This is a genomic window from Pantoea sp. X-Soil-ISGK-259, assembly GCF_059730705.1.
Genome location: NZ_AP035986.1, coordinates 1,635,947 through 1,659,153, shown reverse-complemented (window position 1 = coordinate 1,659,153; position 23,207 = coordinate 1,635,947). Strand labels below are relative to the sequence as shown.

Genomic DNA, 23,207 nt, shown 5'->3' with positions numbered 1-23,207 from the left:
GACTAACGCACTTCTTTTTCTGATTTTTCCGCGATAAATTTCCCCACTATCCCCTATTTTCAACGCCACTCACTCTTTTAGTAAAACGCTGCGTTCCCCGCTTCTGCCCGATGCCGTTAAGTGGTAATTTGCAACGCAATTTTAATAAGAACCCGGCCCTCATGAACCTCGATATCTATACCTTATTTATTTGCGAGCTTTATGTACTGGGGTTTCTGAGCATCATCATGGTCTTTGCCTGGATTGGATCGCAGTATGACCGCGTTCTGGGCTTCACCTGCCTGTCGCTGATATTTACCCTGATTTCCGTGTTCTTAAGTAGCCTGCGCAGCAGTGGTCTGCATTTTCTGCCGATTGCGGTGGGCAATGTTTTAGTGATGCTGGCTTATGGCGGATTGTTAAATGCGTTGCGGCGCTTGAGTGGCAAACCCATCGGTACCCACTGGCTGCTGGGCGCGCTGCTCTGGGCACTCCTCTGCTGCTTTCCGGCCTTCTATTACAGCTTGCCCAGGCGAGTATTTGTGCTGTGTATCGCCTGTATGGCCTATACCGCAGCATTTATTCAACTGGTCTGGCTGGCTCGTGACTCGCTAAAATCGACTTTCTGGCCTGCACAGTTGCTGCTGTGGATTCACCTGCTGTTTCATCTGGCGCGCATTTTTCTGGATAGCGCCATTGCCAGTACCAGGCATGGTGCCATTGGCGGATCGGACTTCTCGGTTTACGTGATTCTGGAGTCCATTCTGTTTGTCATTGGCCTGACATTTACCATTCTGGCCATGGTGAATGAGCGGACGCAGAGCGTGTTGAAACATACTTCCCTGCACGATCCGCTGACCAGCGCCTGGAATCGCCGTGCTTTATTTAACGAAGCAGAAAAAATTGTGGCGCATTGCCGCCGTCAGAACCGGCCTTATAGTGCAATCCTGTTCGATCTTGATCACTTCAAGAGCATTAATGATCGGTATGGGCATCAGCGGGGTGACCAGATTTTGATCCACTTTTGCGGCATTGTCAGAGAGCTGATGCCTGCTGACGGGCGCTTTGCAAGGCTGGGTGGAGAGGAGTTTGCGGCGATAATCCCGGCCGGAGCAAAGGAGACGGAAGCCTGGTGTGAAGCGACACGACTGGCGGTTTGTAAATCACAGCCCAATGAGATTACCTATTCAGTCAGCATTGGATTCGCAACGCTGACCCAACCGCATCAGGGCTTTGAGGATTTACTGGCACTGGCAGATGCGGCGCTTTATCACGCGAAAGCCAGTGGCCGGAACTGCACTGCGCAGCATCCGGTCCCGGCTGCACTCACTTAATGATGTGAGTTGTGCGATCTGCGGCAGCGTTTGTCATAGTGACGCAGCCAGTAATAACGATCTTCTACCTTTTCACGACCACTCAGACCGGCGCCCACCAGCCATAGCAGCGCACCAATAAAGATGCCTAAAATCGCCCCCTGAGCCAGAAGTTGTGGCAGATCAAGTGAAGGGAGCTGATTAATAATTGAGAAGCCGACGCCCAGCACCATTGTCACTAATCCCAGTACCATCAAGCTGTTACCTGCTACACGGCAGTGTTGGTATTTCATGCTGCACCCCCATCCTTATGAGAAAATGACCGCACACAATGTTAAGTGCCATAAGTTTAGGCAATGGGTAAAGATTACGTTGCGGACTGGATCACACATCAGTCATAAAGCATTCCCTGGCCCTGAGTCCAGCCTGTTGATTTAGATAGAAAATGATTAATCACTTCACTGAACCATTTCGGCGCTTGTGCTTTGTCATCCTGGCTGTGGCGAAGTAAACTAACGCCCTTTCGCAATAACAGCAGGATAATCATTGTGAGCAGCATTAAACTGATTGTGGGCCTTGCCAATCCGGGCGCTGAATATGCCGCCACGCGCCACAATGCGGGTGCCTGGTATCTGGATTTACTGGCTGAGCGCCACAATCAGTCACTGAAAGAGGAAGGCAAATTCTATGGCTACACCGCCCGCCTGATGATCGCCGGAGAGGATGTGCGCCTGCTGGTGCCGACCACCTTTATGAACCTGAGCGGTAAAGCGGTTGCGGCGATGGCGACCTTTTATCGCATCGCGCCGGAAGAGATTCTGGTGGCACACGATGAACTTGATCTGCCACCCGGCGTAGCCAAGTTTAAACAAGGCGGCGGGCATGGCGGTCACAACGGTCTGAAAGACATCATCAGCAAACTGGGCAACAACAACAATTTTCATCGGCTCCGCATCGGCATCGGGCATCCCGGCGATCGTAATAAGGTAACCGGATTTGTACTGGGCAAGCCGCCTGCCAGTGAGCAGAAGCTGATTGATGATGCCATTGATGAAGCGGTGCGCTGCACCGAACTGTGGCTGAAAGAGGATCGCATCAAGGCGATGAATCGGCTGCACGCCTTCAAGCCTGCTTAAACGCCCGAATCGTCGTGATTCCGTGTATAATGCGCGAAATTTTTCTATTCGTCTCCGACAGTCCGTCGCCTGACGTGCTGTCCATCCAGTTATAAAGGGTATCAAACCATGGGATTCAAATGCGGTATCGTGGGCCTGCCGAACGTCGGTAAATCCACTCTGTTCAACGCGCTGACTAAAGCGGGCATCGAAGCGGCTAACTTCCCTTTCTGCACCATTGAGCCAAACACCGGTGTGGTGCCAATGCCTGACCTGCGTCTCGACCAGCTTTCTGAGATTGTTAAGCCACAGCGCGTGGTGCCGACTACCATGGAATTCGTCGATATCGCGGGCCTGGTGAAAGGCGCGTCAAAAGGTGAAGGCCTGGGCAACCAGTTCCTGACCAACATCCGCGAAACCGAAGCGATCGGCCACGTGGTGCGCTGCTTTGAAAACGACAACATCATTCACGTGGCGGGTAAAGTGAACCCGGCTGAAGATATTGATGTGATCAACACCGAACTGGCCCTGTCCGATCTTGAGACCTGTGAACGTGCGATTCAGCGTGTGCAGAAGAAAGCCAAAGGCGGCGACAAAGATGCCAAAGCCGAGCTGGCTGCACTGGAAAAATGCCTGCCGCATCTTTCTGAAGCAGGCATGCTGCGTTCACTGGATCTGGATGCAGACGACAAAGCGGCCATCCGCTATCTGAGCTTCCTGACCCTGAAACCCACCATGTACATTGCTAACGTCAATGAAGATGGTTTCGAGAACAACCCGTACCTGGATCAGGTGCGCGCTATCGCCGAAGCAGAAGGTTCTGTGGTGGTGCCTGTGTGTGCCGCTGTTGAGTCTGACATTGCTGAGCTGGAAGATGAAGACCGTGACGAGTTCATGGCTGAACTGGGACTGGAAGAGCCGGGCCTGAACCGCGTGATCCGCGCCGGTTACTCGCTGCTGAACCTGCAGACCTATTTCACCGCTGGCGTGAAAGAAGTGCGTGCATGGACCATCCCGGTTGGCGCAACAGCCCCACAGGCAGCCGGTAAAATCCATACCGACTTTGAGAAAGGTTTTATCCGCGCCCAGACCATCGCGTTTGAAGACTTTATCGCCTATAAAGGCGAGCAAGGTGCGAAAGAAGCCGGCAAGATGCGTTCAGAAGGTAAAGAGTACATCGTGAAAGATGGCGATGTGATGAACTTCCTGTTTAACGTCTGATTTTTTCATGCGGTTTTAGCAACCCCATAAAACCTGACAGACTCGCTAAAACCTACGCAATAGCGTGGGTTTTTCTTTTTAACGCTCTCACAGTAGTGTCTGTCAGCAGATTCCCGCAACGCTGGAATCATGACCTAAAAGTTTACTGCTTTAGCTCCTCTCCTTCTTCTGCAAAACCCGCCAAAAGAATCTAAAGCTACCTGAGCGCACCCTCTTCCCCTTCTCTTCACCTGAAACGGCACCTGTTCAGCCACGGATAAACTGCGCCTCACACTGCCGGGCGATCTCCCACAGCCTGTTACGGATGACCTGCTTAAGTTGCAGAGTGGACTGCGACTGCGGCTGGTCACGGCGGCTGATCAGCATCACTTCAAACGGCAGAGGTTGTGCTATGGGCAGCAGCTTTAACTGTTCGGCATAGCGGCAGGCGGTGAAGAGATCCACGACGCCCGTGCCGCCGCCTGCCAGCACCATATCTGCAATGACCGAATAGGTTTTAATCGACAATGACACGGCGGGGTTCAGTTTCTTATCGCGCAGCGCACGGTGAAGTACGCGTCCAAGCGGATCCTGCGCCTGCATCATCAGTAAATTATTGTTGCACAACCACTCCAGCGTAACGGGTTTATGCCAGTGATGAGTGAGCGGTAGCAGCGCCACCATGGAGGACTGAAACAGAGGCTCGGCCAGAAGATCCGCATCGACCTGCTGACCAAAGACCAGCGCAAAATCGAGCTGATTCTCCAGAATCATCTGGCATAAGGTACTGAAGTGCTCGGTGACCAGTTCCACACTGACCGAGGCCATCTGTTGCCGCCAGGTGACCAGCGCGGGAGCCATCACCATCTGACCAAACGCGTGAGCGGCGCCAACGCGAACGAGTTGCCCTTCGCCACGCCTTAGCTGTTCGGTGAGCTGGGTAATGGATTGCAGGCGCTGGCAGAGATCCTCTATTTCAGGCAGCAGACGTCGCCCTTCTGCCGTCACACTCATTCCCTGTAGCCGTCGCTCAAACAGCGCAAATCCCAGCTGCTGTTCAGCGTGATTCAGCACACGGCTGATATTCGGCTGCGACACATTCAGCAGGCGCGCCGCTGCGCTGATGCTGCCGGTCTGTACGATGGCCTGAAAGACTTCTATATGGCGGAGCCGCATGATGATTTACCCTGGATGGAATACCGGACACGGAGGCCTCTTCAACCAGCTGTACCGGCGGAGAGTGAGAGCAATCATTATCCTGCTGCAAAAACTGTACCGCAAAACCAGTGCAGCCCCGGCATAAAGTTGCTACGACTGCGTACTCGCCAGATAGGAGAATGCACTGAGTAAGCTGATCAACGTTTCCATTTTCTCCGCCTGATACGCCACGGTAACGGCATCAAGGCGCGTGACGCCGGGGATAAGACTGAACAGATCGGCCAGTACAGGTTTAGTGGCCTGAAGCCGCATCGTGTAAGGTGCCGTCAGGCGGGTTGTGCTCACCTGATGGAGATGTTGCAGTGCGGCACTTGCCGCGGCAGCGATCGCATGCTGTGCCGCCTGCGGACTGACCGATTCCGCGCAGGTATGCGAAATGGCGCGCTTTACACAGACGTAATCGACCGCTGGGTAATATTCCGCTATCCAGCTCTGTAACTGATCGTCACCCGTGACCAGCAGCAATGGCGTGCCCTGTTCAGCAGCGGCAGCCGCATAAATATCGGTTTCGCCCATCACCACATCATTAATATGGATACGCCAGAATGCCCGACCGTGAATGGTATGCGCCAGTACGCCAGATTCACCTGCTGCGCTGTGAAATCCCACCAGAAACAGCCCGTCGAACGTCTGCTGTTCTATCCCCTCCACCATCGACAGGCAGCGGGGTTTGCCCTGCACCAGTCGGGCGCGGGGATCGATATTTTCCGCACGCAAATTGGTCATCTGAGCATGGCTGTCTGCAACCACCACTTCGGTTGCCCCACCCGCAAACGCACCCGCAATCGCGGCATTCACTTCCTGCTCCATCAGACCACGGGCGATCTGATGCTCCGGGTGGCCGGGTGAACATTGCTCCGGGCGCATGACCCCCGCGATACCTTCAATGTCGGCCGAGATAAAAATTTTCATGAGGTTAATTTATCCAGAATCTGCGTCAGTGAGGGACGATGATGACCGCGAAAGCCAGTAACAGCCTCTGCGCTCAACAAGGCATCGAGTACAGCCTGTTCCGTTGCATCCGCTGCGGCAGCAAACAGCGGCTCCAGCGTGTCGTCCTGTGGCGGCAGTGGCAGCGGTTGCGTGGAAAACGCCACGGCAATATCGCCCGAGCCGTGTCCCCAGTAACTGCCCAGCCTTCCAAGACCGGCACCGGCTCGCTTCGCGATGCGCTTTAGCTGCCGTGTGTCCAGCGGGGCATCTGTTGCCATGATGATGATGACAGAGCCGGCATCACGCTGCGACGCCTCTCCGGCGAGCAGCGGCGCAATCATCTCGCCCGCCCGGACGCCATCCAGTGTGAGTGCCTCCAGCGCGCCGAAATTGGCCAATACCAGCACGCCAAGCGTGGCGTTGAGTGAAGGAATTACCCGTGAGGCGGTTCCGATGCCCCCTTTCAGACTGAAACAGCTCATCCCGCGTCCCGCGCCGACGCTGCCACGCGCGAAGTCTGCGGAGGCCGTCTGCAGCGCCGCCTTAGCCATATCCTCACTGATTGCCAGCGCCTGGATATCATTCAGCCAGCCATCGTTGCACTCCAGCACCAGTGGATTCACCGTGGGCAACGTCCGGCCCAGTTCCGGGTTACGACGGATGGCATCGCGCACCAGCGCGGTAAACAGCGTGCCAACCGCCAGCGTGTTACTGAGCAGAATCGGCGTCTGAAGCACGCCAAGTTCCTCTATCTGAACCAGTCCGACGGGTTTCGCAAAGCCGTTCAGCACCTCAGCCCCACACGGCAGCGGCGTGAGAAACAGATTATCGCCCGGCGGCAGGATAGCGGTGACGCCAGTCTGCTTTTCGCCTTCATTCAGCGTGTAATGTCCGACACGCACGCCCGCAACATCGCTGATGCGATTAGTGGGTCCGCAGGCGCTTCGCGGCTGCCCAAGCTGACGCAGGTCACGCCAGCGATCAAGCAGCAGGTCACGCTGCAGTTGTTGGTAATCCATCGTCAGCCTTTGAGTTTGGGATCGAGTGTATCGCGCAACGCGTCGCCAAGCAGATTGAATGCCAGCACGGTGATAAAAATCGCCAGTCCTGGAAATACGCTCATGTGCCAGGATCCGGCCATCATCATGCTGCGGCTCATCGCCAGAATATTGCCCCATTCCGGCACGTCTGGCTCCGGACCCAGTCCGATAAAACTCAGGCCCGCCGCAGTCAGAATACTGGTACCAATGCGCATGGTAAAATAGACAATCACGCTGGAGAGCGTGCCGGGCAGAATATGCCGCAGAATAATCACGCGGTCTGGCGCACCGGCACAGCGCACAGCTTCAACATAGGCAGCCTGCTTCAGAGAGAGCGTCGACGCCCGCACGATGCGGGCAAATACCGGCACGCTGAATACCGCAACCGCGATAATGACATTATTCAGGCCCGTCCCCAGCAGCGCCACCACCGCAATGGCCAGCAACATGCCGGGAAACGCGAATAAGACGTCGGCACCGCGCATGATCAGCATATCGACCCAGCCGCCGTAATAGCCCGCCAGTAACCCGAGCATGACCCCGACCAGCATGCCGATCGTCACCGACAGCACGCCGATATAGAGCGAGATACGCGCGCCATAGATAATGCGACTGAGCAGGTCGCGTCCCAGTTCATCGGTCCCCATCCAGTGTGCCGCCGTTGGCGGTGACGACAGCGCCATCCAGTCCGGGGCCATAGGATCCCAGGGCGCCAGCCAGGGCGCAAAGATCGCCACCACAATCAACAGCAGCACAAAGCCGCCTGAGACCAGTGCCAAAGGGTTACGCACGAAGGCATGCAGGAAATCGCGCCACGGCGAACGAATGATCTGAGGCGGGTTGTCAGTCAGCAATTGACTACTCATTTCGGCTCCTGTCGCAGGCGAATGGCTGGGTTAACTACCGCGTAAAGCAGATCGACCAGCAGATTAATCACAATAAATTCAAACACGAACAGCATCACGAGTGCCTGAATTACCGGCTGATCCTGCGCTTTGATCGACTCAATCAATAACCAGCCTAACCCTGGCCAGTTGAAAACACTCTCGACGACGATGGAGCCACCCAGCAGAAAACCGAACTGCAGACCCAGCATGGTAATCACCGGAATGAGCGCATTGCGCATCACATGCTTCCACGTTACCAGCCGGTTACGCAGTCCTTTGGCTTTGGCGGTGCGCACGTAATCTTCCTGCGCCACCTCAAGAAAGGCCGAACGGGTAAAGCGCGCCATGACCGCCGCAACCGACGAACCCAGCGTAATGGCGGGCAGGACAATATCGCTGGCCTGGTTGAAACCGCTGACCGAAAACAGCCCAAAAGGCATCGCGACGAACTGAATAAGCAACAGCCCCAGCCAGAAGGCGGGCATCGAAATACCGCCTACCGCCACGCTCATCAGCGTCCAGTCCTGCCATCTTCCCCGTTTCAGGGCCGCCATCACGCCGAATAGCAACCCGAGAATAACGGACCAGATAAAACCCGCTAAGGCCAGCCACAGCGTCGGCATAAAGCCCTGTCGGATCACCTCCCGCACCGGTTGCTGGGTGCGATAGGTGGTGCCCAGATCGCCCTGCAACAGGCTGCCGATCCAGTGGAGATACTGTTGCGGCAGCGGATCGTTAAGCCCGAGATGCTGACGCGCCGCCTCGATGGCCTCGATGGGCGCATCCGGTCCGGCATAAGCGCGCGCCGGGTCGCCCGGCATGAGCTTGATAAAACCGAATACCAGCAACGAGACCACCAGCAAAACCGGGATCATCTCCAGTAATCGGCGAATGATGTATGCAAACATGCCATTCCCTGAAATGAGGTGTGACTGGCCTCCTCACGTCTCCCCTCCTTTCGGGAGTGGTGACGAGAGAAGAACCGTCTTATTTAAAGGACGCCTGAGTGAACAGGAAATTGCCATCAGGCAGCATTGAAACGCCGCTCAGGGTGCTGCGCTTGCCCACCAGGTTGTCTGGCGTACCAAGGAACGCCACTGGTGCTTCTTTCCACAAGACTTTTTGCGCCTGTGCATAGGCGATGCCACGCTTTGCCGGATCGGCCGTCGCCAGCCCGGCAGCAATCGCTTTGTCTGCGTCAGGATTACTGAAGTAGGAGACGTTATAGGAGGTCGGCACCCAGGATTCGGTGGCGAACAGCGGACGCAGTGCCCAGTCGGCATCACCTGTTGAGGTCGACCAGCCGCCATAATAGAGGTCAAACTCGGCCTTTTTCGGGTCCTGTACGCCCCACAACTTAGCGTTGCGCGTGCCGGAATCCATCGGGGTCACCGTGGCCCGAATGCCTGCCGTGGCCAGTTGCGCTTTCAGCACCTGAGCGGCACGGACGCTGGCCGTGGCATTGGTCACCCAGAGCTTAAGATCCAGACCATTCGGATAGCCCGCCGCTTTCAGCAAGGCTTTGGCCTTATCCGGTGCATAACTGTACTCAGGATCGGTTTGTTTCTGGTAGAACTGTACGCCTTCCGGTATAGCGGATGTGGCAGGTTTACCCAGACCGGCAAAGGCCACTTTCAGCCACAGATTACGGTCAATCGCATAGTTGATGGCCTGACGCACCCGAACATCCGCCAGCGGCTTGTGCTGCGTGTTGATCGCCATGTAATAGAGATAAATGCTCGGATCGCGCTGAATGGAGAGATGGCTGTCCTGTTTCACGGCGGCGATCAGGTCTGAAGGCAGTGGCCAGATGGCATCCACCTGCCCCGATTTTAATGCGGCGACGCGTGTCGCATCTTCCGGACTCGGCGAGAAGATGACATGGTCAACTTTAGGCCATCCCTTCTGCCAGTAACCGTCATACTTCGCCAGCGTGACCGCTTTGCCCGGTGTCCAGTTAACAAATTTAAACGGACCGGTGCCGACCGGATGCAGTCGCAACTGCGCTTCGTCCGGGTATTGCTTAAGAATGGATGGACTCCACATCACCGCCGAAGGATGCGCCAGCGTGTTGATAAAGGCCCCGAACGACTGATTCAGATCGATTTTTACCTGGTCGGGTGCCATTACCGTGACCTTATCGATCATTTTGTAGAGGCTATTACGCTTCAGCCCTTTTTTCTGATCTGCCAGACGATCAAGGTTCGCTTTGACGGCTTCGGCATCAAACGGGGTACCGTCCTGGAAAGTGACACCTTTGCGCAGCGTCAGCGTAAATTCGGTGGCACTGTCATTAGAGGTATAACCGGTCGCCAGCCAGGGCTGCAGCTTCATCGTGGGATCAAACTGGAACAACCGCTCAAAGATGCCGCTCTGCACCGAGTAGCTGACATTATCCGAGGTGTCATGTGGATCCAGCCCCGTGATATCGGCATACATTGAAATGCGCAGATCCTGTGCCTGCGCAGTCATGACCAGCGTCGTCGTCAATGCGAGGGCTAGCGAAGTACGGCGAAACAGCGTTTTCATAGATTCTCCTGGTCGTTGAGGATAATTACAATGCAATGCCGTCAGCGACCCAGTGCTGGGGCGCAACCTGGCGATAACGGGGTTTAGTGACCGTTTCACCCACCTTACGCAACGGCGAGGGAATTTCGCTGTCATCGAAAAGACGGGGCTGACGGTTCTCTGGATCGGCGACTGGCACGGAAGCCAGCAGACGTTGGGTATAGGGATGTTGCGGCTGATTAAAGACCGACTGACGTGGTCCAAGCTCCACAATCTGGCCGAGGTACATCACCGCGACGCGATTCGCAATACGCTCGACGACCGCCATATCGTGAGAGATGAAAATCCATGCCACGCCCGTTTGCTGCTGCAGGTCCATCATCAGGTTCACCACCTGCGCCTGAATTGAAACATCGAGTGCTGATACCGCTTCATCCGCAATAATCACTTTCGGTTTCAGCGCCATAGCGCGGGCAATGGCAATACGCTGACGCTGACCACCCGAGAATTCGTGCGGATAACGACGCGCATGCTCTGGCAGGAGACCGACGCTCTTCAGCAGCGCATCAATCTGTGGGGAAGCCTGTTCCAGTGAAGAGACCATGCCATGTAACAGTAACGGCTCGGCAATGGTAAAACCCACTGTCAGGCGGGGATTCAGTGAGGCATAAGGATCCTGAAACACCATCTGGATTTCACGGCGGAGCGGCTGGAACGCGGCCTCTTTCAGGTCAGAGATTTCCTTTCCTTCAAAATGAATGCTTTCAGCGTCACTGTTGATGAGGCGCATCAGCGCCCGTCCGGTTGTCGATTTGCCGCAGCCGCTTTCACCCACGATCGCCAGGGTTTCACCCGGCCACAGACTGAAATCAATCTGTTCCACCGCATGCACATGATGCGTAAGGCCCGATAAGATGCCGCTGCGGATGGGGTAATAGACTTTCAAACCGCGCACATCCAGCAGCGGCGCAACGTCATAGCGAGCGGTTTGCTGTTCGCTTTGCACAGCCTCGCCCGCACCCGGCAGAGGAAAGCGTTGCGGCCACGTGTGTTCCCGCATATCGCCGAGTTTTGGCACTGCCGCCAGTAACGCCTGGGTATAAGCGTGCTTCGGGGCGGCAAAAATCTCAGATACGGTTCCCTGCTCGACCACTTCGCCTCGCAGCATGACCACCACGCGATCGGCGATTTCCGCTACCACGCCCATATCATGGGTGATAAACAGCACCGCCATCTGTTTCTCGCGTTGCAGGTCACGCAGAATATGGAGAATGCGCGCCTGAACGGTGACATCCAGCGCAGTGGTCGGCTCATCAGCAATCAGGAGTTGCGGGTCACAGGCAAGGGCCTGCGCAATCATCACACGCTGCCGCATGCCGCCTGACAGCGAGTGCGGATAGCTTTTCATAACGCGATCCACATCGGCGATTCGCACCTGTCGCAGCAGTTCACGCACGCGCGCATGGGCCTGCTTTTTGTCACACAGATGGTGATCGCGTAATGCCTCTGTAAGCTGATCATCAACGCGCAGCACCGGATTCAGCGACGTCATGGGCTCCTGAAAGACCATCGCCATTTCACGGCCACGCAGTGTGCGGCGCTGAGCGTCATCCAGCGTTTCTAATGCATGTACGTTTCCGCTCCGGTCGCAAAACTGCATACTGCCGCGATCGATACAGCCGTTATTTGCCAGCAGGCCCATCACAGCCAGCGACGTGACAGATTTACCGGAGCCGCTTTCGCCCACGACAGCGACAATTTCACCGGGATGAATGGCAAAACTGATGCCTTTGAGTGCCTGATTTTCACCACTGCGTCCATGAAACGAGACGCTGAGATCCTGAATCGCCAGCACGGGGGATGGCAAGGCAGCGCGGGTTGCAGGAGAAGTACGTTGTGTGTCCGTCATCGTCGCCTCGCAGAGTTATAGCCAGATGCGGCCTTCGGAGTAGCTCAAAAAAGGAGAACTGTCGGCGGCAAGCCAGATGGGGCCATCCAGATCGACGAACTCTGCGTTAACCGCGACGGGCAATGCTGCATCCATGGCCAGTGACGAGCCCAGCATGCAACCGACCATGATGCGCATATTCAGCGTCCGGGCTTCATCCGCCATCGCCAGCGCTTCCGTCAGGCCACCGCACTTATCCAGCTTGATGTTGATCATTTCGTAACGATCGCGTAATCCGGCAATATCCACCCGTGTATGGCAGCTCTCATCGGCACAGACCGGTATGGGATGCTTAAAGCGTTGCAGGTCATGATCCTGTCCGGCGGGAAGCGGTTGCTCGACCATCGCAATATTGAAGGCCTTCAATGCCACCAGCAGGCTTTCAAGGTCCAGCCCCGACCACGCTTCATTGGCATCGATAATGAGCGTGGCATGCGGTGCCGCCGCACGAATGGCCGCCACTTTTTCCAGAATCTCACTGCGGTCGAGCTTAATTTTGAGCAGGATAGCGCCACGTAACACGGCATCCGCCGCTGCAAGAGCCATATTTTCCTGCGTATCCAGGCTAAGGGTTTCTGCAGTCACAACTGACTCTGGCTGAGAGCACGCACTCATTTGCCACAGCGTCTGATTCGCCCGGGCGGCATCAAGTCGCCACAGCGCACAGTCCAGCACGTTGCGCGCAGAACCTGCGGGTAAACGGTGTTGCAGATCATGACGGCTCAGGCCCGACTCTACCTCAGTACGAACGGCTTCGAGCATGGCCTGAACGCTCTCCGGCGACTCATCGTAACGCGCCGTCGGGGTACATTCGCCCTGCCCGATGAACCCCTCCTGCTCCAGTGTGACCCGGATGACCGTCACGGCGGTTCGGGTACCGCGTGCGATAGCAAAGGGGCGGGCCAGCGGCAGCTCCACCACCTCAATCTGCAACTGTCGCATTTCAGCCACGCTCCTGAAGCAGTGCGGCGATCCCATCAATACCAAAGCGCACCGGATCCGTGGCCGGTAAGCCGAACTCAGCGCTGATTTCGGCGCAATAAGCGAGCGCCTCTTCTTCACTGTAACTGGAGGTGTTGATTGCAAAGCCAGCGAGCTGAACCGACTCACTGGTCACCTGCGCGGCACGCAGATTGGCTTCCACGCACGCCTGCAGGCTGACCATGGGCTGGTGTGGCAAATGACGCATATGGGGACGTCCCATTTCATGACACATCACCAGCCAGTGTGGTTGCGCACCGTGCATCAGCCCCATACTCACGCCCGCATAGGAAGGATGGAACAATGATCCCTGCCCTTCAACGATATCCCAGTGGTCCTCGTCATTCGCCGGTGACAGCGCTTCTGCGGCACCGGCAATAAAGTCAGCGATGACCGCATCCACAGCAATACCCTCCCCTGCGACCAGAATACCGGTCTGTCCCGTGGCACGAAAATCAGCTTTCATACCGCGCGCACGCATCGCCGCTTCCAGCGCCAGAGAGGTGTACATTTTGCCCACTGAGCAGTCCGTACCCACCGTAAGTATCCGCTTACCTGAACGCTTCTTACCGCTGCCCACACTGAGCGCTGGACGCATATGACGCAGGTCAAACAGCTCAACGCCAGCAACCTGCGCAAGCGCGACCAGTTCAGGTTCGTCCACCAGCCGATGGTGCAGACCACTGGCCACATTCATACCTGCCTGAATGGCACTTTTAATCGTTTCCAGCCAGTGCGCTGGCAGATAGCCGCCGGCATTCGCCGTGCCCAGCACCAGCGTTTTTGCGCCGCGCACTTTAGCGCCGGGAATATCCAGTTCATCCAGACCCAGACTGACCGTGCAGCCCGGCAGTTTAATTTCGCCAACGCACTGCTCCGGCCGCCAGATATGAATACCGCGCGCCGTTTTTGCCGCGAGGGGATCGGTAACATCGCCAAGAAAGAGTAAATAGGGTTGTGGGATTAGCATGTTGTCTCTCGTTTCAGCCAAAAGATCAGGTTCTGAAACCACTATTTCATGCGTTCTGAAAAGTGACGAATGCTTGTTTAGCAGGAGGGTATAACAGCAGGTTATAGCCAGAGGGAATAGTGATGATGGGTGGGTTTTTCAGGGGGTTTGGCACAGGGAATGGGTTCAAGCAAGGGGTGGGTCATAGGAAAAAGATTGTGTTCGGGGAGAAGGGATGGATATGGGCAAGGGGAGGAAATGGCTTACGGAGTATCTAACGCCGGGCCGCTGGTGAGAGCATTCATAACGAATGCCAGCGACCCTTCCGGGTTATATCAGCGCAACAAAAGAATCCCCTACCTGAAATTAATCCGTTTCTTCCGGTGCGAGGTGAAACAACTCTTCTGCCATCGAAAGGATTCTGTCTTTATCGACTATTTTATCAACCCATTCTGCAGGGATGCCTGACAGTCCATACAAAGCGCCTGCTAACTGGCCTGCGGTGGCTGCCACGCTATCAGCGTCATCAGCAAGATTTGCCGCCAGCAAAATGGCATCTCTGAAATTGTCTGTATGCCAGACGGCCCATAAGGCGGCTTCCAGGGTGTCGATGACATAACCAGACGAGCGAATTTGGTCACGATGCTTTTCTTTATATTCACCGGCATTGATGATCAGAGGTCTTACGATTAAAGACATTTTATGAGGCGCGAAGGCTTCATTTTTATCTAAACCATTTAAAAGGTAATGTAAAATGGAGTTTAAGTACTGACAGCTATTTATTGACTCTGGTGCTCGATGTGTTGCTGTACTTTGTCTTTTGGCATCATGCCAGCCATCAATGAATGATTTTCGCCTAAAAATTGCTACGGGTGCATGACGAATCAACGAGGCGTTCCCTGCTGTATCAGGGGCGGTGTTACCAATCCAATCAGTACCATGTTTAATTACTTGTTCGAGAGCATAGCGGGTCGCATTACCGATATCGAAACAAACTCCATTCGCGCTATTATGCCCCGTTTTGTACCACTGAATTAACTTTTTCCTGAATAAATCAGTGTCACAGCTTTCCTTTTCAATATACGTTTCTGCCAGACACAGTGCCATTGAGGTGTCATCGGTCCACTCTCCGGCCTTGAGATTGAAAGGACCACCGCCCACCATATCGTAAATGTGAGAACTGTCGCGAGTCTGGAATTCCAGAGTGGTCCCCACTGCATCACCAACAGCCAGTCCAATGAGTAAACCTTTGGCTTTATCTAAGGCTTCAACGTCAGAAATACGTTTTTTCAGCGTATGCATCCACTCAGGTTTCACTGGCTTTTCATCAGGCATTGGCTGATGTTCGTAAGCCATCCGGTTGATGAGTTGAGGAGATAACTCAGGCAGCAAATTCGCATATTTCCTGGCGTATGTTCTGAGTTCAGATTCTGACAATCTTAGATCAATCATATAAACTCCTTTTCAATTGCGTGGTGGCAATGTGCTACAACGTTTCTTAGTCGTTTCTCTCTGTTGCTTAGCAAACGCTAAGGACCAAAATAGTGCATTAACGTATCCATATCATGCCAGTCATCTTGTGTAAGTGGCTGTTTCTCCATGCTGTCAAATTTGTACCTGATGCCCTTCATTGGAATTGAGTACTCATTTTTTGTTGCTAAATCCATTAACAGGGCTATATCATCTTGATTTTTTAAGGTTCTTTTTAAAAGATTGAGCAACATCATTTCAGCTTCTTTTCTCTCCGGAACACACATTTTCAATTCCTCCAACAGATTATCATTATGTAATGATTAAACCTCTCCATGCTGATGTACGTGTAAGTCTCAGTTTTCTCAACCTGTTAAAGCCAGGATGTAGTTCAGTTTTACTCCAGGGCCCCCTCACTGCACCGATATCAGCCGCATCCTGTCAGGCGTCCAGACTTTGCTTCAGCCCTGGCGGGTCTAAGATCCTAGTGAGCATACAAAAAATGCTTATTTAAGAGGATTCAGGGATACTTGATGCATAAAGTCTCCTTTTCCCACTGAATTTCACTTTCACTTTTTGTTCGCAGCCTGACAATCATAACGCCCAGAAACTCAGTTTTTTTATCATTAAGATAGAGTTCAAAACCATAGAACCTGTCATAACCACTCAAAATATACACATGACTTCCCTGATAGAGACTAAGATGTTCTTTTAGCGAGAGGCTCCCTATAACCTCGCCACCCATATTTTTGATGCAACTCAGATGAATATCAATTTCCTCCTTTGCTCTGCCCGTCGCATTGCCCCTTGAAAAGAAACCATTTATTTTTTTAAAATCTATATATTGACGTAACAAATCTGGCGCCAGAGCATCGAAAAGCATTTCGTCTGTACTATTTTCAGTCATAGCAACTCTCTCTTTATCCCGGTTACAATGTTATATATATCCAGATTACTCTATGTTTGATCAACATAAAATTCAGCCTGATAAGCATCTCACCTGAGCTTATACTATAATCAAGAGCATTAGAGATACTTTTAGTTAACCCAGAAGATAGGCTTGCATCCTGAATAATCAGGAAAACTAAACTTTTGGCTTAAAAAAATATATCAGTCTTCATATTAATTGGATTACGAAATTAGCAACGCTCACAATCACGCCTTACATCCTTCTTCGTCATTGATAAAAGTCATTTTATTAACTTTACTTCCAGGAACCTGAACGATAGTGACAATTGATTGTAGCTGTTCTGTTATAAACGTCATAAGCTATATCGATGCTGCCCCAAACACCGTTTAAAGGTAATGAAGTTCTCGTTTGTTCCTTAAACCAACGTTTTAATCTTTGAGTTACGTCCCCAATAAGGCTTTTCTGCTCACTAATCAACAATTTTTCTGGTGCAAAACTCCAGTGAGATATTAGAGCGTCTGAGTTTCCAGGCTCAATAAAATTGACAACTAAATAAATATCACCACTGTTATTGTTTTTAAGTGGGAAAATACTTCTATATGAAACTGTGTCCCCGCCATTATCTGGCCATGGCTCCCAGACAAACCCAGGAATTAACATTAACTCATGCTTATTTATTTTTGGGGTTACAACCAACGAGTCATTAAAAACCAGTTCTCCAGCTGCATATTTTAAGCTCATATTTAAAACCTGTCCTTGTTATTACAGATTAAAACACGATCATAACTCTGCCTTATCTCTATCTCTTCAACGACAGGCCACTAAATTTAGATAGCTGAAATTTTAGCTAAGCTATCGTACTGAGACAAAGGTTGTGCATTTTCGGAAGCCATAGCGGCACCTGAGGAAACAATCAAAAAAATCACATTCCCAAATAATTTCATCACTACCTGCCTGAATAAATTCAATAATCAGCATTATCTTTATATCAATAACTGTTAAGTGAGTTGAAAAAATTACTTTCATCTCATCAGAACTGTCCCTGACACGTAGCGCTTATTTTCAATCCCTGAACCGGGAGTCATCAGTCGTTAATAGCCTGGCTGTTGTAAAAAGCAAGTATTACGGCCGGTACCATCCCTGAATATTACATTTTAGAGAAAATCAAAATCACGCTTACTTATTTCGCTGTTATCATGATCTTCGTAAGACATCCTGATATTTTCCGATAACCTCTCGCATGAACTCACCAGGTCTTCTGCGTTCAATAGTGCGTCAGTGACAATAAAAAATCTTTCAACATCGACTTTGTAATCTCCCTCACTGAAAATTACTTTTAGTACATGCGTATCGTTATCACACCGATATAATGTGAAATCCCAGGGCTTCATGGCTAACTTCAATTTACTCATCAGTTGTTGTCCTGTAACGTTGACCTTTTCAGTATCATACCGTTGTAATGAGACACAATCCTCTCTTATATCCTTAGATAATGCATCAAGTGCTTCAAAATCACCTGACTGTATCAGCTCTGATATATCCAGCTTGAAATCCCTGCTCACATCAATGGGAGAGTTTCGGTAGACATCAGGAAACAAAACACTGATTCCACAACCCTCTTTTGTTTCAAGAATCGTATACTCTCCTTTTCTCACGTGAATCAAAACTCCATCGCTCATACCCTGCTTTACCCTCTCAGAAAAGGTATTTACATTTTCACGTCAGACAGAATGCCAGGGTGAGATTAAAATTTTGGCGGTCACAAAGAAAGATTTTTGATTGTATTAGCTTTTTCTTTAGCGCCTTTCAACACAACTTTTTTCCCTCTATCCAAAGCCCTTCTTTAGAACGACCATGGCCACGTTTAATGAAAGCACAACCAATAATTTCATCACCGACTATGAAGCAATCACCAGACATAACCCTATTTTTTAATAGGGAAAACAATGAGTTTAGCGTCATCCTCAAGGGCTGCTAAAAACTTTATTAGGGCATTCAGGCCCACAGTATCACTGATATCAATTTCAGTTGACCGCATTCTGCTTCGATATTTGGGTAATAATAAACTTAGCGATTTATCGTAAGAAACACCGATTTCCAGGCTATCAGAAAGAAGGATCTCACTCAAACTCTGAGACCAATCCTCTCTTTTTGCTGGCATCGCTGAGAGCAGATAGCTTAGATCATCCATATAGCTACACTTCCTGGGTCTGTTGCGACTCCACTGATCAGCGCATCTGCCAGAAATATGAACCGGGGATGAGCCTCCTGAAGTTACTTTTTTGAAAGAGTCAATGAGCTCTGTCAGAACAGTCGTATTTCAGACAGAGGGTGATCAATACTTATCTGTTGAATATCCTCTATGGTCAACAGCGTCAGATCGCTATGCAGGGCAGATCTACCTAACCCATACCCAATAAGCATGTTGCGCTATGACTTCAATCTTTTTCTTCGGGTGCCATTTCAAACAGCTGGTTCGACAATGAAAGAATTCTCTCTTTATGCGCTAGTTTCTCAACCCACGCCTCAGGAATGCCTGACAGACCATATAGCGCTCCCGCGAGCTGACCCGCGGCAGCCGCTATGCTGGCTGCATCATCACCCAGATTGGCCGCCAGCAAGACAGCATCTTTGAAATTGTCTGTGTGCCAGACTGCCCACAAGGCGGCTTCCAGGGTATCGATAACATAGGCAGAAGACCATATCTGATCCCGGTATTTTTCTTTATATTCACCGGCGTTGATCAGAAGAACACTTAATGATGAATCCATGAGATGCGGCACCAGGCTCTGTTTTACTGTAACCATTCAAAAGGTAATGAAATATTAAGATGAAGAATCGGCAACAGCTGACAGAATCAGCAGCGAGATGCGTTGCGTTACTCTGTTGCTTTGCGTCACACAAGCCGTCAACAAATGATTTTCTTATGAAAATAGCGGTGGGTGCGAGTCGGACCAGAGCTGCATTCCCTGCGGTATCAGGTGACGTATTCCCCATCCAGGTGGGTCCGTGTCGTTCAAATTGCTCAAGCGCAACACGGGTTGTGTTACCTATGTTGAAGCATAAACCCTTTGAGCTATTCGTCCCGTTTCTGTACCAGCTGAGTAGCTTTTGACGGAACACCGTCGTGTCACACTTATGGCTCTCAATGTAAGTTTCAGCCAGACAAAGTGCCATTGAGGTGTTATCAGTCCATTCACCAGGTTTCAGGTTGAAAGGCCCCATGCCGACCATATCGTCTACATGGGCCTTATCGCGCGGTACATACGCTAGTGTGGTACCAATCGCGTCTCCTGCCGCAAGTCCCATGAGAGCACCCTGCGCTTTGTCCAAGGCCTGTACATCAGTGATCTTTTGAGGTTTTGAATGCATTCATTTGGGCTTTTGCCTGTCTTCCGGCGTTTCTGGCATGGGTACAGGGTTATAAGACATCCTGTTCATCAGCTGACGCGAAACCGGTGGAATTAAATGGGCGTAACGTTTTGCATAATGAAAAATTTCGTCTTCGTCAGTTCTGAGATCCATCATAAAATCACTCTCCATTTAAAATGAACCAGCTTCAGTTGCAGCAGGACCAGACAGTCTTCCATCACTGACCTGGTGTTGGTGTGGAATCCGGTCATCATCATGCAGCCGATTTCGCTCCAATACGTCTATAAAAAAATAAGTCGCTGAAACGCACGATCTCTGCCGCTTTTTAGCTAAAATTAAAATAAATCTCTCTTAATAAATCTCCATCTTTTTCATCCATAGTGACATCTTTTACCCTGTTCAGGTCTGCAAGAATCCCTTTTACAGGAACATCATCTTTTAGAATACTTTCGAAGAAATCACTTCTATTGCTTTCCGGAACATATTTATTAATTAAATAAAACAGGTGCTCCCTTAACGCTTGCTGAGTCATCGTATCTACACCTAAGTGATAAATGAAATTTATAATGATAAATACGGCCTGTCTGATTCTTTATCTGATCTTGTAAGCATCATTTTCTATGGCGTTGAACATTTATAAGCATTGATTGCTGAAAGAGGTTTTGGCGGATTAATTAAGAGCAGAAGCACATAAAATGTTCCTGGCAAAACTCACATAATCAGGCCCGTATAGTACGCTTAAAATTTAGCAATGTTAATTCCATCTCTGACCTGGGTTAACAAAATGACTTCATTAGCATCAGCCGGGCTACGTTGAGCTTTGAGTGCTTCGTCCTTACTTATTTCAGACTCAATCTCTTTACTGACTAAACAGCCATCATCATATTGAATATAGAAAACTCCATCTCTTACTACGATATCAATCCCATAGTCACTAAATAGCATCTCGGTCATACAGTTCTCTTAAAATATTTATGTTCGAAGAATTAGGAAATGCCGCATTCAGCCCAGGCATTAGAAACAAACCGCGCTGCCTTAGAGGTTTTGGACTGGACGAGACCGAGCCATTACCCGGTGTAGCCGCTGTGAGGCTGTACGCTTCTGGAACGTATGGTGCTAAGCGTCATTATGCTGCAATTACTATCGTGCTGAATCAGAAATATGTTCAACATCACCAGCTTCACTCTTTAGCCGTGATGATCACTTTACTCAGGCAATCCGGATTTTTGACAGCAAAAGAAAATGTGATTACCTGACCATCCATATCCGGGGGAGATGAGTAGCTGGTTACTTCATTTTCAGATTGGCCACGAGGATAGTCACTCAACTTAACCCCCGGATAGTGTTTTCTGACATCATTAAGGGTTGTGCATTTACCATCGGGAGAAAAGCTCAGAAAAGGGGCGACGTCCCCGGATGATTTACTGACACGCAACTCAATATCAGTAATTTTCGCATCATCTTCCAGTTTTATCGAATTAGCCTGATAAATGTTGATGTAATCATTTTGGGTTTCTAATGTCAGTGCCAGCGGAAACTGAGTGAGATCTTTCACAGAGAGAGATTTAATTGAAGCACTCAACTGAGGGATAAAGCTCCACATATCTTTATTTTGCATCTTCGCTTCTGCGAACCTGCTAAACAAAAAGAAACTCAGTATTAACAGAACACTTTTTCTTTGATGTGACGTTTTTTTCATACTAATCCGTATATTGATCATCATAATAGCTCCCGGTATCACACTCTCCAGCAGGGATAAGGGATTGATAACCTCTTCACGTTCTTACCATCTTAATGGGGTTAACCGGGCTGGCGGAGGATCATCGTCCTTAAAGGCTGGTGTTGGTGCTAACACAGCAACATCATAGATGAGCCTGCATCAGTAGATAACAAGTCTCCCGGAAGGCCATTGCCCTTCCCATCCACAAGGTATGTATCCATTTTCATAAATCATCATCAGCCGACCAAAAAATTGCGAGTTAGGTAAATATGATTTATAAGCATCTTCAGCAAGAAAACTGACTAAATCCCACTTCACATTATTGAACAGGATATCATCATCTAATGAAGTGGGATTCTTCATGAAGGGTATGATTTCAATATCAATAATCTCTTTTGCTTCTTTGACAAGATCATTCCAGTTCTGATATTTCAAGCTTTGCTTTATGGCCAGATACCCGGTTATCGCATTACCCGCCTGAAGCGATACATTTTCCCAGTCGTCGCTCGTTATACGGCTGATAAAATCTGATTCAGCAGTTATCTTTTTTATGTTGTTCAAATAACCGCCTTTACCTGTATTAGTAAACCACGGAATATTCTGAAGACGCTTCACAGCTGTTCTGGAGATTTTCATTTAACCTCTATTTTGCATTGAGCGGAATAGGAATGCCTTAATAGTGGGTTAAGAGATCTGCAAAATTTAGATAGTCCGGCAATTGAATTTTTAAAAAACATATCATCATGTATGCTTCTGAAACCCGCTCTTTACTCTCTTCTGATGCGATAAATCGAGTGCCGAATCAGCAGGTCTTAATTTACCCTGACGTATTCAAATGAGTTTAGGAAAAATAATGCATCACAGATTAGATTTACTTGCTCTGGACTGAGAAATTAACATTATTTCATAGGCACCCTGTCCACTACAGCAAGCTTCTACAGCCTCCTTTTCATTTATTTCATATCTGACATCCTTATTTACAACGCCACCTTCATCAAAATTTATGTAATATTTACCATTCTCTTCAGTGATGAACATGCCATAACCACTAAACATCATTTTTTCCATCATCACTACCTTAGCGACACGTGATATTATTAAACTGACCTAGTTATACTCTTATAATAAAATAAATAAAGCATCTTAAACAAAAACTTCTCATATGTTGGAATAAAACTTATGATAGAAACATGTAAACACTTCATGTTTTCTGGTGGGCTTTTTTAATCCTGTCACCTAATGACATTATAACTTCATAGGCATCCTGTTGGCTTTTTTTGATTTTTATCGCTTCATCCATGCTGATTTCAGCTTCAAGATATTCAGGAACAAGCTTGCCCGAATCAAACAAAGCAATAAGAATCCCATCCCTGTCTACAAGGGTTATCCCATAGTCGGAAAAGATTTTATTTTGCATATATAACACCTATTAATGATTAAAGAGGTCTGATATAAAAGTCAGGAATCTGATTGCATTTCTCCTTGCCTGTGCAAAACGCCTGATTGAAGAGCTTATCGCACCCTGACTTATTTCAACAACGTTGTTCACATAACGCATAGGTCATGATGTAAGGTTGCCACATGATTCTCCATAAGCTTTCCTGTGTATGCACGGCGCTAGTGTTGCTTGTCTGCATGGCACTTTTAGAAAACGCAACAGAGTG

General features: G+C 50.2%; 25 protein-coding genes and 1 pseudogene. 3 read left to right on the top strand and 23 right to left on the bottom strand.

Features of this window, described 5'->3' with window-relative positions:
* The first annotated feature begins 161 nt into the window (after positions 1-161).
* Positions 162-1,313, top strand: a complete 1,152-nt coding sequence (locus AC6I77_RS07710; RefSeq protein ID WP_154926168.1) for a GGDEF domain-containing protein — start codon at positions 162-164, stop codon at positions 1,311-1,313.
* Here AC6I77_RS07710 and ychH read toward each other — a convergent pair.
* The gene (ychH, locus tag AC6I77_RS07705; protein ID WP_008926152.1) at positions 1,310-1,585 is read right to left on the bottom strand and encodes a stress-induced protein YchH; all 276 of its coding nucleotides are present in this window, start codon (positions 1,583-1,585) and stop codon (positions 1,310-1,312) included. The genes AC6I77_RS07710 and ychH overlap by 4 nt on opposite strands.
* Before the next feature lie 255 nt (positions 1,586-1,840).
* Here ychH and pth point away from each other — a divergent pair, with 255 nt between their 5' ends.
* Together pth and ychF are read left to right on the top strand one after the other, a co-directional pair.
* Positions 1,841-2,428 (top strand): aminoacyl-tRNA hydrolase, encoded by a 588-nt coding sequence (pth, locus tag AC6I77_RS07700; protein ID WP_003850818.1) that lies wholly within the window; start codon positions 1,841-1,843, stop codon positions 2,426-2,428.
* A gap of 108 nt (positions 2,429-2,536) precedes the next feature.
* Positions 2,537-3,628: a redox-regulated ATPase YchF gene (gene ychF / locus AC6I77_RS07695; RefSeq protein ID WP_003850816.1), complete on the top strand. Its 1,092-nt coding sequence runs from the start codon at positions 2,537-2,539 to the stop codon at positions 3,626-3,628.
* Positions 3,629-3,874: 246 nt separating this feature from the next.
* On the opposite strand, the gene AC6I77_RS07690 is transcribed toward ychF, so the two are convergent.
* The 22 genes and pseudogenes from AC6I77_RS07690 to AC6I77_RS07585 all read right to left on the bottom strand — a co-directional run bounded on the left by AC6I77_RS07690 (position 3,875) and on the right by AC6I77_RS07585 (position 22,960).
* Positions 3,875-4,783 carry a LysR family transcriptional regulator gene (locus AC6I77_RS07690; protein ID WP_078804335.1) on the bottom strand — a complete coding sequence of 303 codons (909 nt, stop codon included), beginning with the start codon at positions 4,781-4,783 and terminating at the stop codon, positions 3,875-3,877.
* A gap of 132 nt (positions 4,784-4,915) precedes the next feature.
* Positions 4,916-5,737: a M55 family metallopeptidase gene (locus tag AC6I77_RS07685; protein WP_154926166.1), complete on the bottom strand. Its 822-nt coding sequence runs from the start codon at positions 5,735-5,737 to the stop codon at positions 4,916-4,918.
* Positions 5,734-6,777, bottom strand: coding sequence for a DmpA family aminopeptidase (locus AC6I77_RS07680; protein WP_078804334.1), 1,044 nt, complete (start codon positions 6,775-6,777; stop codon positions 5,734-5,736). Before AC6I77_RS07680 ends, AC6I77_RS07685 begins: the two co-directional genes overlap by 4 nt.
* Positions 6,778-6,779: 2 nt before the next feature.
* Complete coding sequence (locus AC6I77_RS07675) at positions 6,780-7,664, bottom strand: ABC transporter permease subunit (RefSeq protein ID WP_078804333.1); 885 nt, start codon at positions 7,662-7,664, stop codon at positions 6,780-6,782.
* Positions 7,661-8,593 carry an ABC transporter permease gene (locus AC6I77_RS07670; RefSeq protein WP_078804332.1) on the bottom strand — a complete coding sequence of 311 codons (933 nt, stop codon included), beginning with the start codon at positions 8,591-8,593 and terminating at the stop codon, positions 7,661-7,663. The genes AC6I77_RS07675 and AC6I77_RS07670 overlap by 4 nt, the downstream gene beginning before the upstream one ends.
* 79 nt (positions 8,594-8,672) lie before the next feature.
* The gene (locus AC6I77_RS07665) at positions 8,673-10,214 is read right to left on the bottom strand and encodes a glutathione ABC transporter substrate-binding protein (RefSeq protein WP_078804331.1); all 1,542 of its coding nucleotides are present in this window, start codon (positions 10,212-10,214) and stop codon (positions 8,673-8,675) included.
* A gap of 25 nt (positions 10,215-10,239) precedes the next feature.
* Positions 10,240-12,102 carry an ABC transporter ATP-binding protein gene (locus AC6I77_RS07660; RefSeq protein WP_078804330.1) on the bottom strand — a complete coding sequence of 621 codons (1,863 nt, stop codon included), beginning with the start codon at positions 12,100-12,102 and terminating at the stop codon, positions 10,240-10,242.
* 15 nt (positions 12,103-12,117) lie between these two features.
* Positions 12,118-13,083, bottom strand: a complete 966-nt coding sequence (gene dgcA / locus AC6I77_RS07655; RefSeq protein WP_078804329.1) for an N-acetyl-D-Glu racemase DgcA — start codon at positions 13,081-13,083, stop codon at positions 12,118-12,120.
* A gap of 1 nt (position 13,084) precedes the next feature.
* Positions 13,085-14,092: an N-acetyltransferase DgcN gene (dgcN, locus tag AC6I77_RS07650; protein ID WP_154926163.1), complete on the bottom strand. Its 1,008-nt coding sequence runs from the start codon at positions 14,090-14,092 to the stop codon at positions 13,085-13,087.
* A 345-nt stretch (positions 14,093-14,437) separates the two neighbouring features.
* Positions 14,438-15,523, bottom strand: a complete 1,086-nt coding sequence (gene tri1 / locus AC6I77_RS07645; RefSeq protein ID WP_154926161.1) for an ADP-ribosylarginine hydrolase Tri1 — start codon at positions 15,521-15,523, stop codon at positions 14,438-14,440.
* A 77-nt stretch (positions 15,524-15,600) separates the two neighbouring features.
* Positions 15,601-15,828, bottom strand: coding sequence for a hypothetical protein (locus AC6I77_RS07640; protein ID WP_039660412.1), 228 nt, complete (start codon positions 15,826-15,828; stop codon positions 15,601-15,603).
* A 233-nt stretch (positions 15,829-16,061) separates the two neighbouring features.
* A complete protein-coding gene (locus AC6I77_RS07635) occupies positions 16,062-16,448 on the bottom strand; it encodes a hypothetical protein (protein WP_039660413.1) in 387 nt (128 codons plus the stop codon).
* Positions 16,449-16,745: 297 nt separating this feature from the next.
* Entirely contained in the window at positions 16,746-17,192 is a 447-nt protein-coding gene (locus AC6I77_RS07630; protein WP_154926159.1) for a hypothetical protein, read from the bottom strand.
* A gap of 413 nt (positions 17,193-17,605) precedes the next feature.
* Entirely contained in the window at positions 17,606-18,130 is a 525-nt protein-coding gene (locus AC6I77_RS07625; protein ID WP_039660415.1) for a hypothetical protein, read from the bottom strand.
* A 245-nt stretch (positions 18,131-18,375) separates the two neighbouring features.
* The gene (locus AC6I77_RS07620; RefSeq protein WP_154926157.1) at positions 18,376-18,642 is read right to left on the bottom strand and encodes a hypothetical protein; all 267 of its coding nucleotides are present in this window, start codon (positions 18,640-18,642) and stop codon (positions 18,376-18,378) included.
* Between the two features lie 247 nt (positions 18,643-18,889).
* A pseudogene (gene tri1, locus AC6I77_RS07615) lies at positions 18,890-19,979 on the bottom strand (ADP-ribosylarginine hydrolase Tri1).
* A 169-nt stretch (positions 19,980-20,148) separates the two neighbouring features.
* Complete coding sequence (locus AC6I77_RS07610) at positions 20,149-20,355, bottom strand: hypothetical protein (RefSeq protein WP_154926155.1); 207 nt, start codon at positions 20,353-20,355, stop codon at positions 20,149-20,151.
* 206 nt (positions 20,356-20,561) lie between these two features.
* The gene (locus tag AC6I77_RS07605; RefSeq protein ID WP_154926153.1) at positions 20,562-20,777 is read right to left on the bottom strand and encodes a hypothetical protein; all 216 of its coding nucleotides are present in this window, start codon (positions 20,775-20,777) and stop codon (positions 20,562-20,564) included.
* A gap of 226 nt (positions 20,778-21,003) precedes the next feature.
* The gene (locus AC6I77_RS07600; RefSeq protein WP_261766250.1) at positions 21,004-21,441 is read right to left on the bottom strand and encodes a hypothetical protein; all 438 of its coding nucleotides are present in this window, start codon (positions 21,439-21,441) and stop codon (positions 21,004-21,006) included.
* A gap of 261 nt (positions 21,442-21,702) precedes the next feature.
* Entirely contained in the window at positions 21,703-22,179 is a 477-nt protein-coding gene (locus AC6I77_RS07595) for a hypothetical protein (RefSeq protein WP_039660421.1), read from the bottom strand.
* Positions 22,180-22,401: 222 nt separating this feature from the next.
* Positions 22,402-22,614, bottom strand: a complete 213-nt coding sequence (locus AC6I77_RS07590; RefSeq protein ID WP_231572325.1) for a hypothetical protein — start codon at positions 22,612-22,614, stop codon at positions 22,402-22,404.
* A 130-nt stretch (positions 22,615-22,744) separates the two neighbouring features.
* On the bottom strand, positions 22,745-22,960 hold the full coding sequence (locus tag AC6I77_RS07585) for a hypothetical protein (RefSeq protein WP_039660423.1): 216 nt from the start codon (positions 22,958-22,960) through the stop codon (positions 22,745-22,747).
* Positions 22,961-23,207 lie beyond the last annotated feature (247 nt).

What these genes read in the sequence shown, in the direction of transcription:
- AC6I77_RS07710 (WP_154926168.1), top strand. Translation starts at nt 162, where the DNA reads ATGAACCTCGATATCTATACCTTATTTATTTGCGAGCTTTATGTACTG.
- ychH (WP_008926152.1), bottom strand. Translation starts at nt 1,585, where the DNA reads ATGAAATACCAACACTGCCGTGTAGCAGGTAACAGCTTGATGGTACTG.
- ychF (WP_003850816.1), top strand. Translation starts at nt 2,537, where the DNA reads ATGGGATTCAAATGCGGTATCGTGGGCCTGCCGAACGTCGGTAAATCC.
- AC6I77_RS07690 (WP_078804335.1), bottom strand. Translation starts at nt 4,783, where the DNA reads ATGCGGCTCCGCCATATAGAAGTCTTTCAGGCCATCGTACAGACCGGC.
- AC6I77_RS07685 (WP_154926166.1), bottom strand. Translation starts at nt 5,737, where the DNA reads ATGAAAATTTTTATCTCGGCCGACATTGAAGGTATCGCGGGGGTCATG.
- AC6I77_RS07680 (WP_078804334.1), bottom strand. Translation starts at nt 6,777, where the DNA reads ATGGATTACCAACAACTGCAGCGTGACCTGCTGCTTGATCGCTGGCGT.
- AC6I77_RS07675 (WP_078804333.1), bottom strand. Translation starts at nt 7,664, where the DNA reads ATGAGTAGTCAATTGCTGACTGACAACCCGCCTCAGATCATTCGTTCG.
- AC6I77_RS07670 (WP_078804332.1), bottom strand. Translation starts at nt 8,593, where the DNA reads ATGTTTGCATACATCATTCGCCGATTACTGGAGATGATCCCGGTTTTG.
- AC6I77_RS07665 (WP_078804331.1), bottom strand. Translation starts at nt 10,214, where the DNA reads ATGAAAACGCTGTTTCGCCGTACTTCGCTAGCCCTCGCATTGACGACG.
- AC6I77_RS07660 (WP_078804330.1), bottom strand. Translation starts at nt 12,102, where the DNA reads ATGACGGACACACAACGTACTTCTCCTGCAACCCGCGCTGCCTTGCCA.
- dgcA (WP_078804329.1), bottom strand. Translation starts at nt 13,083, where the DNA reads ATGCGACAGTTGCAGATTGAGGTGGTGGAGCTGCCGCTGGCCCGCCCC.
- dgcN (WP_154926163.1), bottom strand. Translation starts at nt 14,092, where the DNA reads ATGCTAATCCCACAACCCTATTTACTCTTTCTTGGCGATGTTACCGAT.
- tri1 (WP_154926161.1), bottom strand. Translation starts at nt 15,523, where the DNA reads ATGATTGATCTAAGATTGTCAGAATCTGAACTCAGAACATACGCCAGG.
- AC6I77_RS07640 (WP_039660412.1), bottom strand. Translation starts at nt 15,828, where the DNA reads ATGTGTGTTCCGGAGAGAAAAGAAGCTGAAATGATGTTGCTCAATCTT.
- AC6I77_RS07635 (WP_039660413.1), bottom strand. Translation starts at nt 16,448, where the DNA reads ATGACTGAAAATAGTACAGACGAAATGCTTTTCGATGCTCTGGCGCCA.
- AC6I77_RS07630 (WP_154926159.1), bottom strand. Translation starts at nt 17,192, where the DNA reads ATGAGCTTAAAATATGCAGCTGGAGAACTGGTTTTTAATGACTCGTTG.
- AC6I77_RS07625 (WP_039660415.1), bottom strand. Translation starts at nt 18,130, where the DNA reads ATGAGCGATGGAGTTTTGATTCACGTGAGAAAAGGAGAGTATACGATT.
- AC6I77_RS07620 (WP_154926157.1), bottom strand. Translation starts at nt 18,642, where the DNA reads ATGGATGATCTAAGCTATCTGCTCTCAGCGATGCCAGCAAAAAGAGAG.
- AC6I77_RS07610 (WP_154926155.1), bottom strand. Translation starts at nt 20,355, where the DNA reads ATGACTCAGCAAGCGTTAAGGGAGCACCTGTTTTATTTAATTAATAAA.
- AC6I77_RS07605 (WP_154926153.1), bottom strand. Translation starts at nt 20,777, where the DNA reads ATGACCGAGATGCTATTTAGTGACTATGGGATTGATATCGTAGTAAGA.
- AC6I77_RS07600 (WP_261766250.1), bottom strand. Translation starts at nt 21,441, where the DNA reads ATGCAAAATAAAGATATGTGGAGCTTTATCCCTCAGTTGAGTGCTTCA.
- AC6I77_RS07595 (WP_039660421.1), bottom strand. Translation starts at nt 22,179, where the DNA reads ATGAAAATCTCCAGAACAGCTGTGAAGCGTCTTCAGAATATTCCGTGG.
- AC6I77_RS07590 (WP_231572325.1), bottom strand. Translation starts at nt 22,614, where the DNA reads ATGATGGAAAAAATGATGTTTAGTGGTTATGGCATGTTCATCACTGAA.
- AC6I77_RS07585 (WP_039660423.1), bottom strand. Translation starts at nt 22,960, where the DNA reads ATGCAAAATAAAATCTTTTCCGACTATGGGATAACCCTTGTAGACAGG.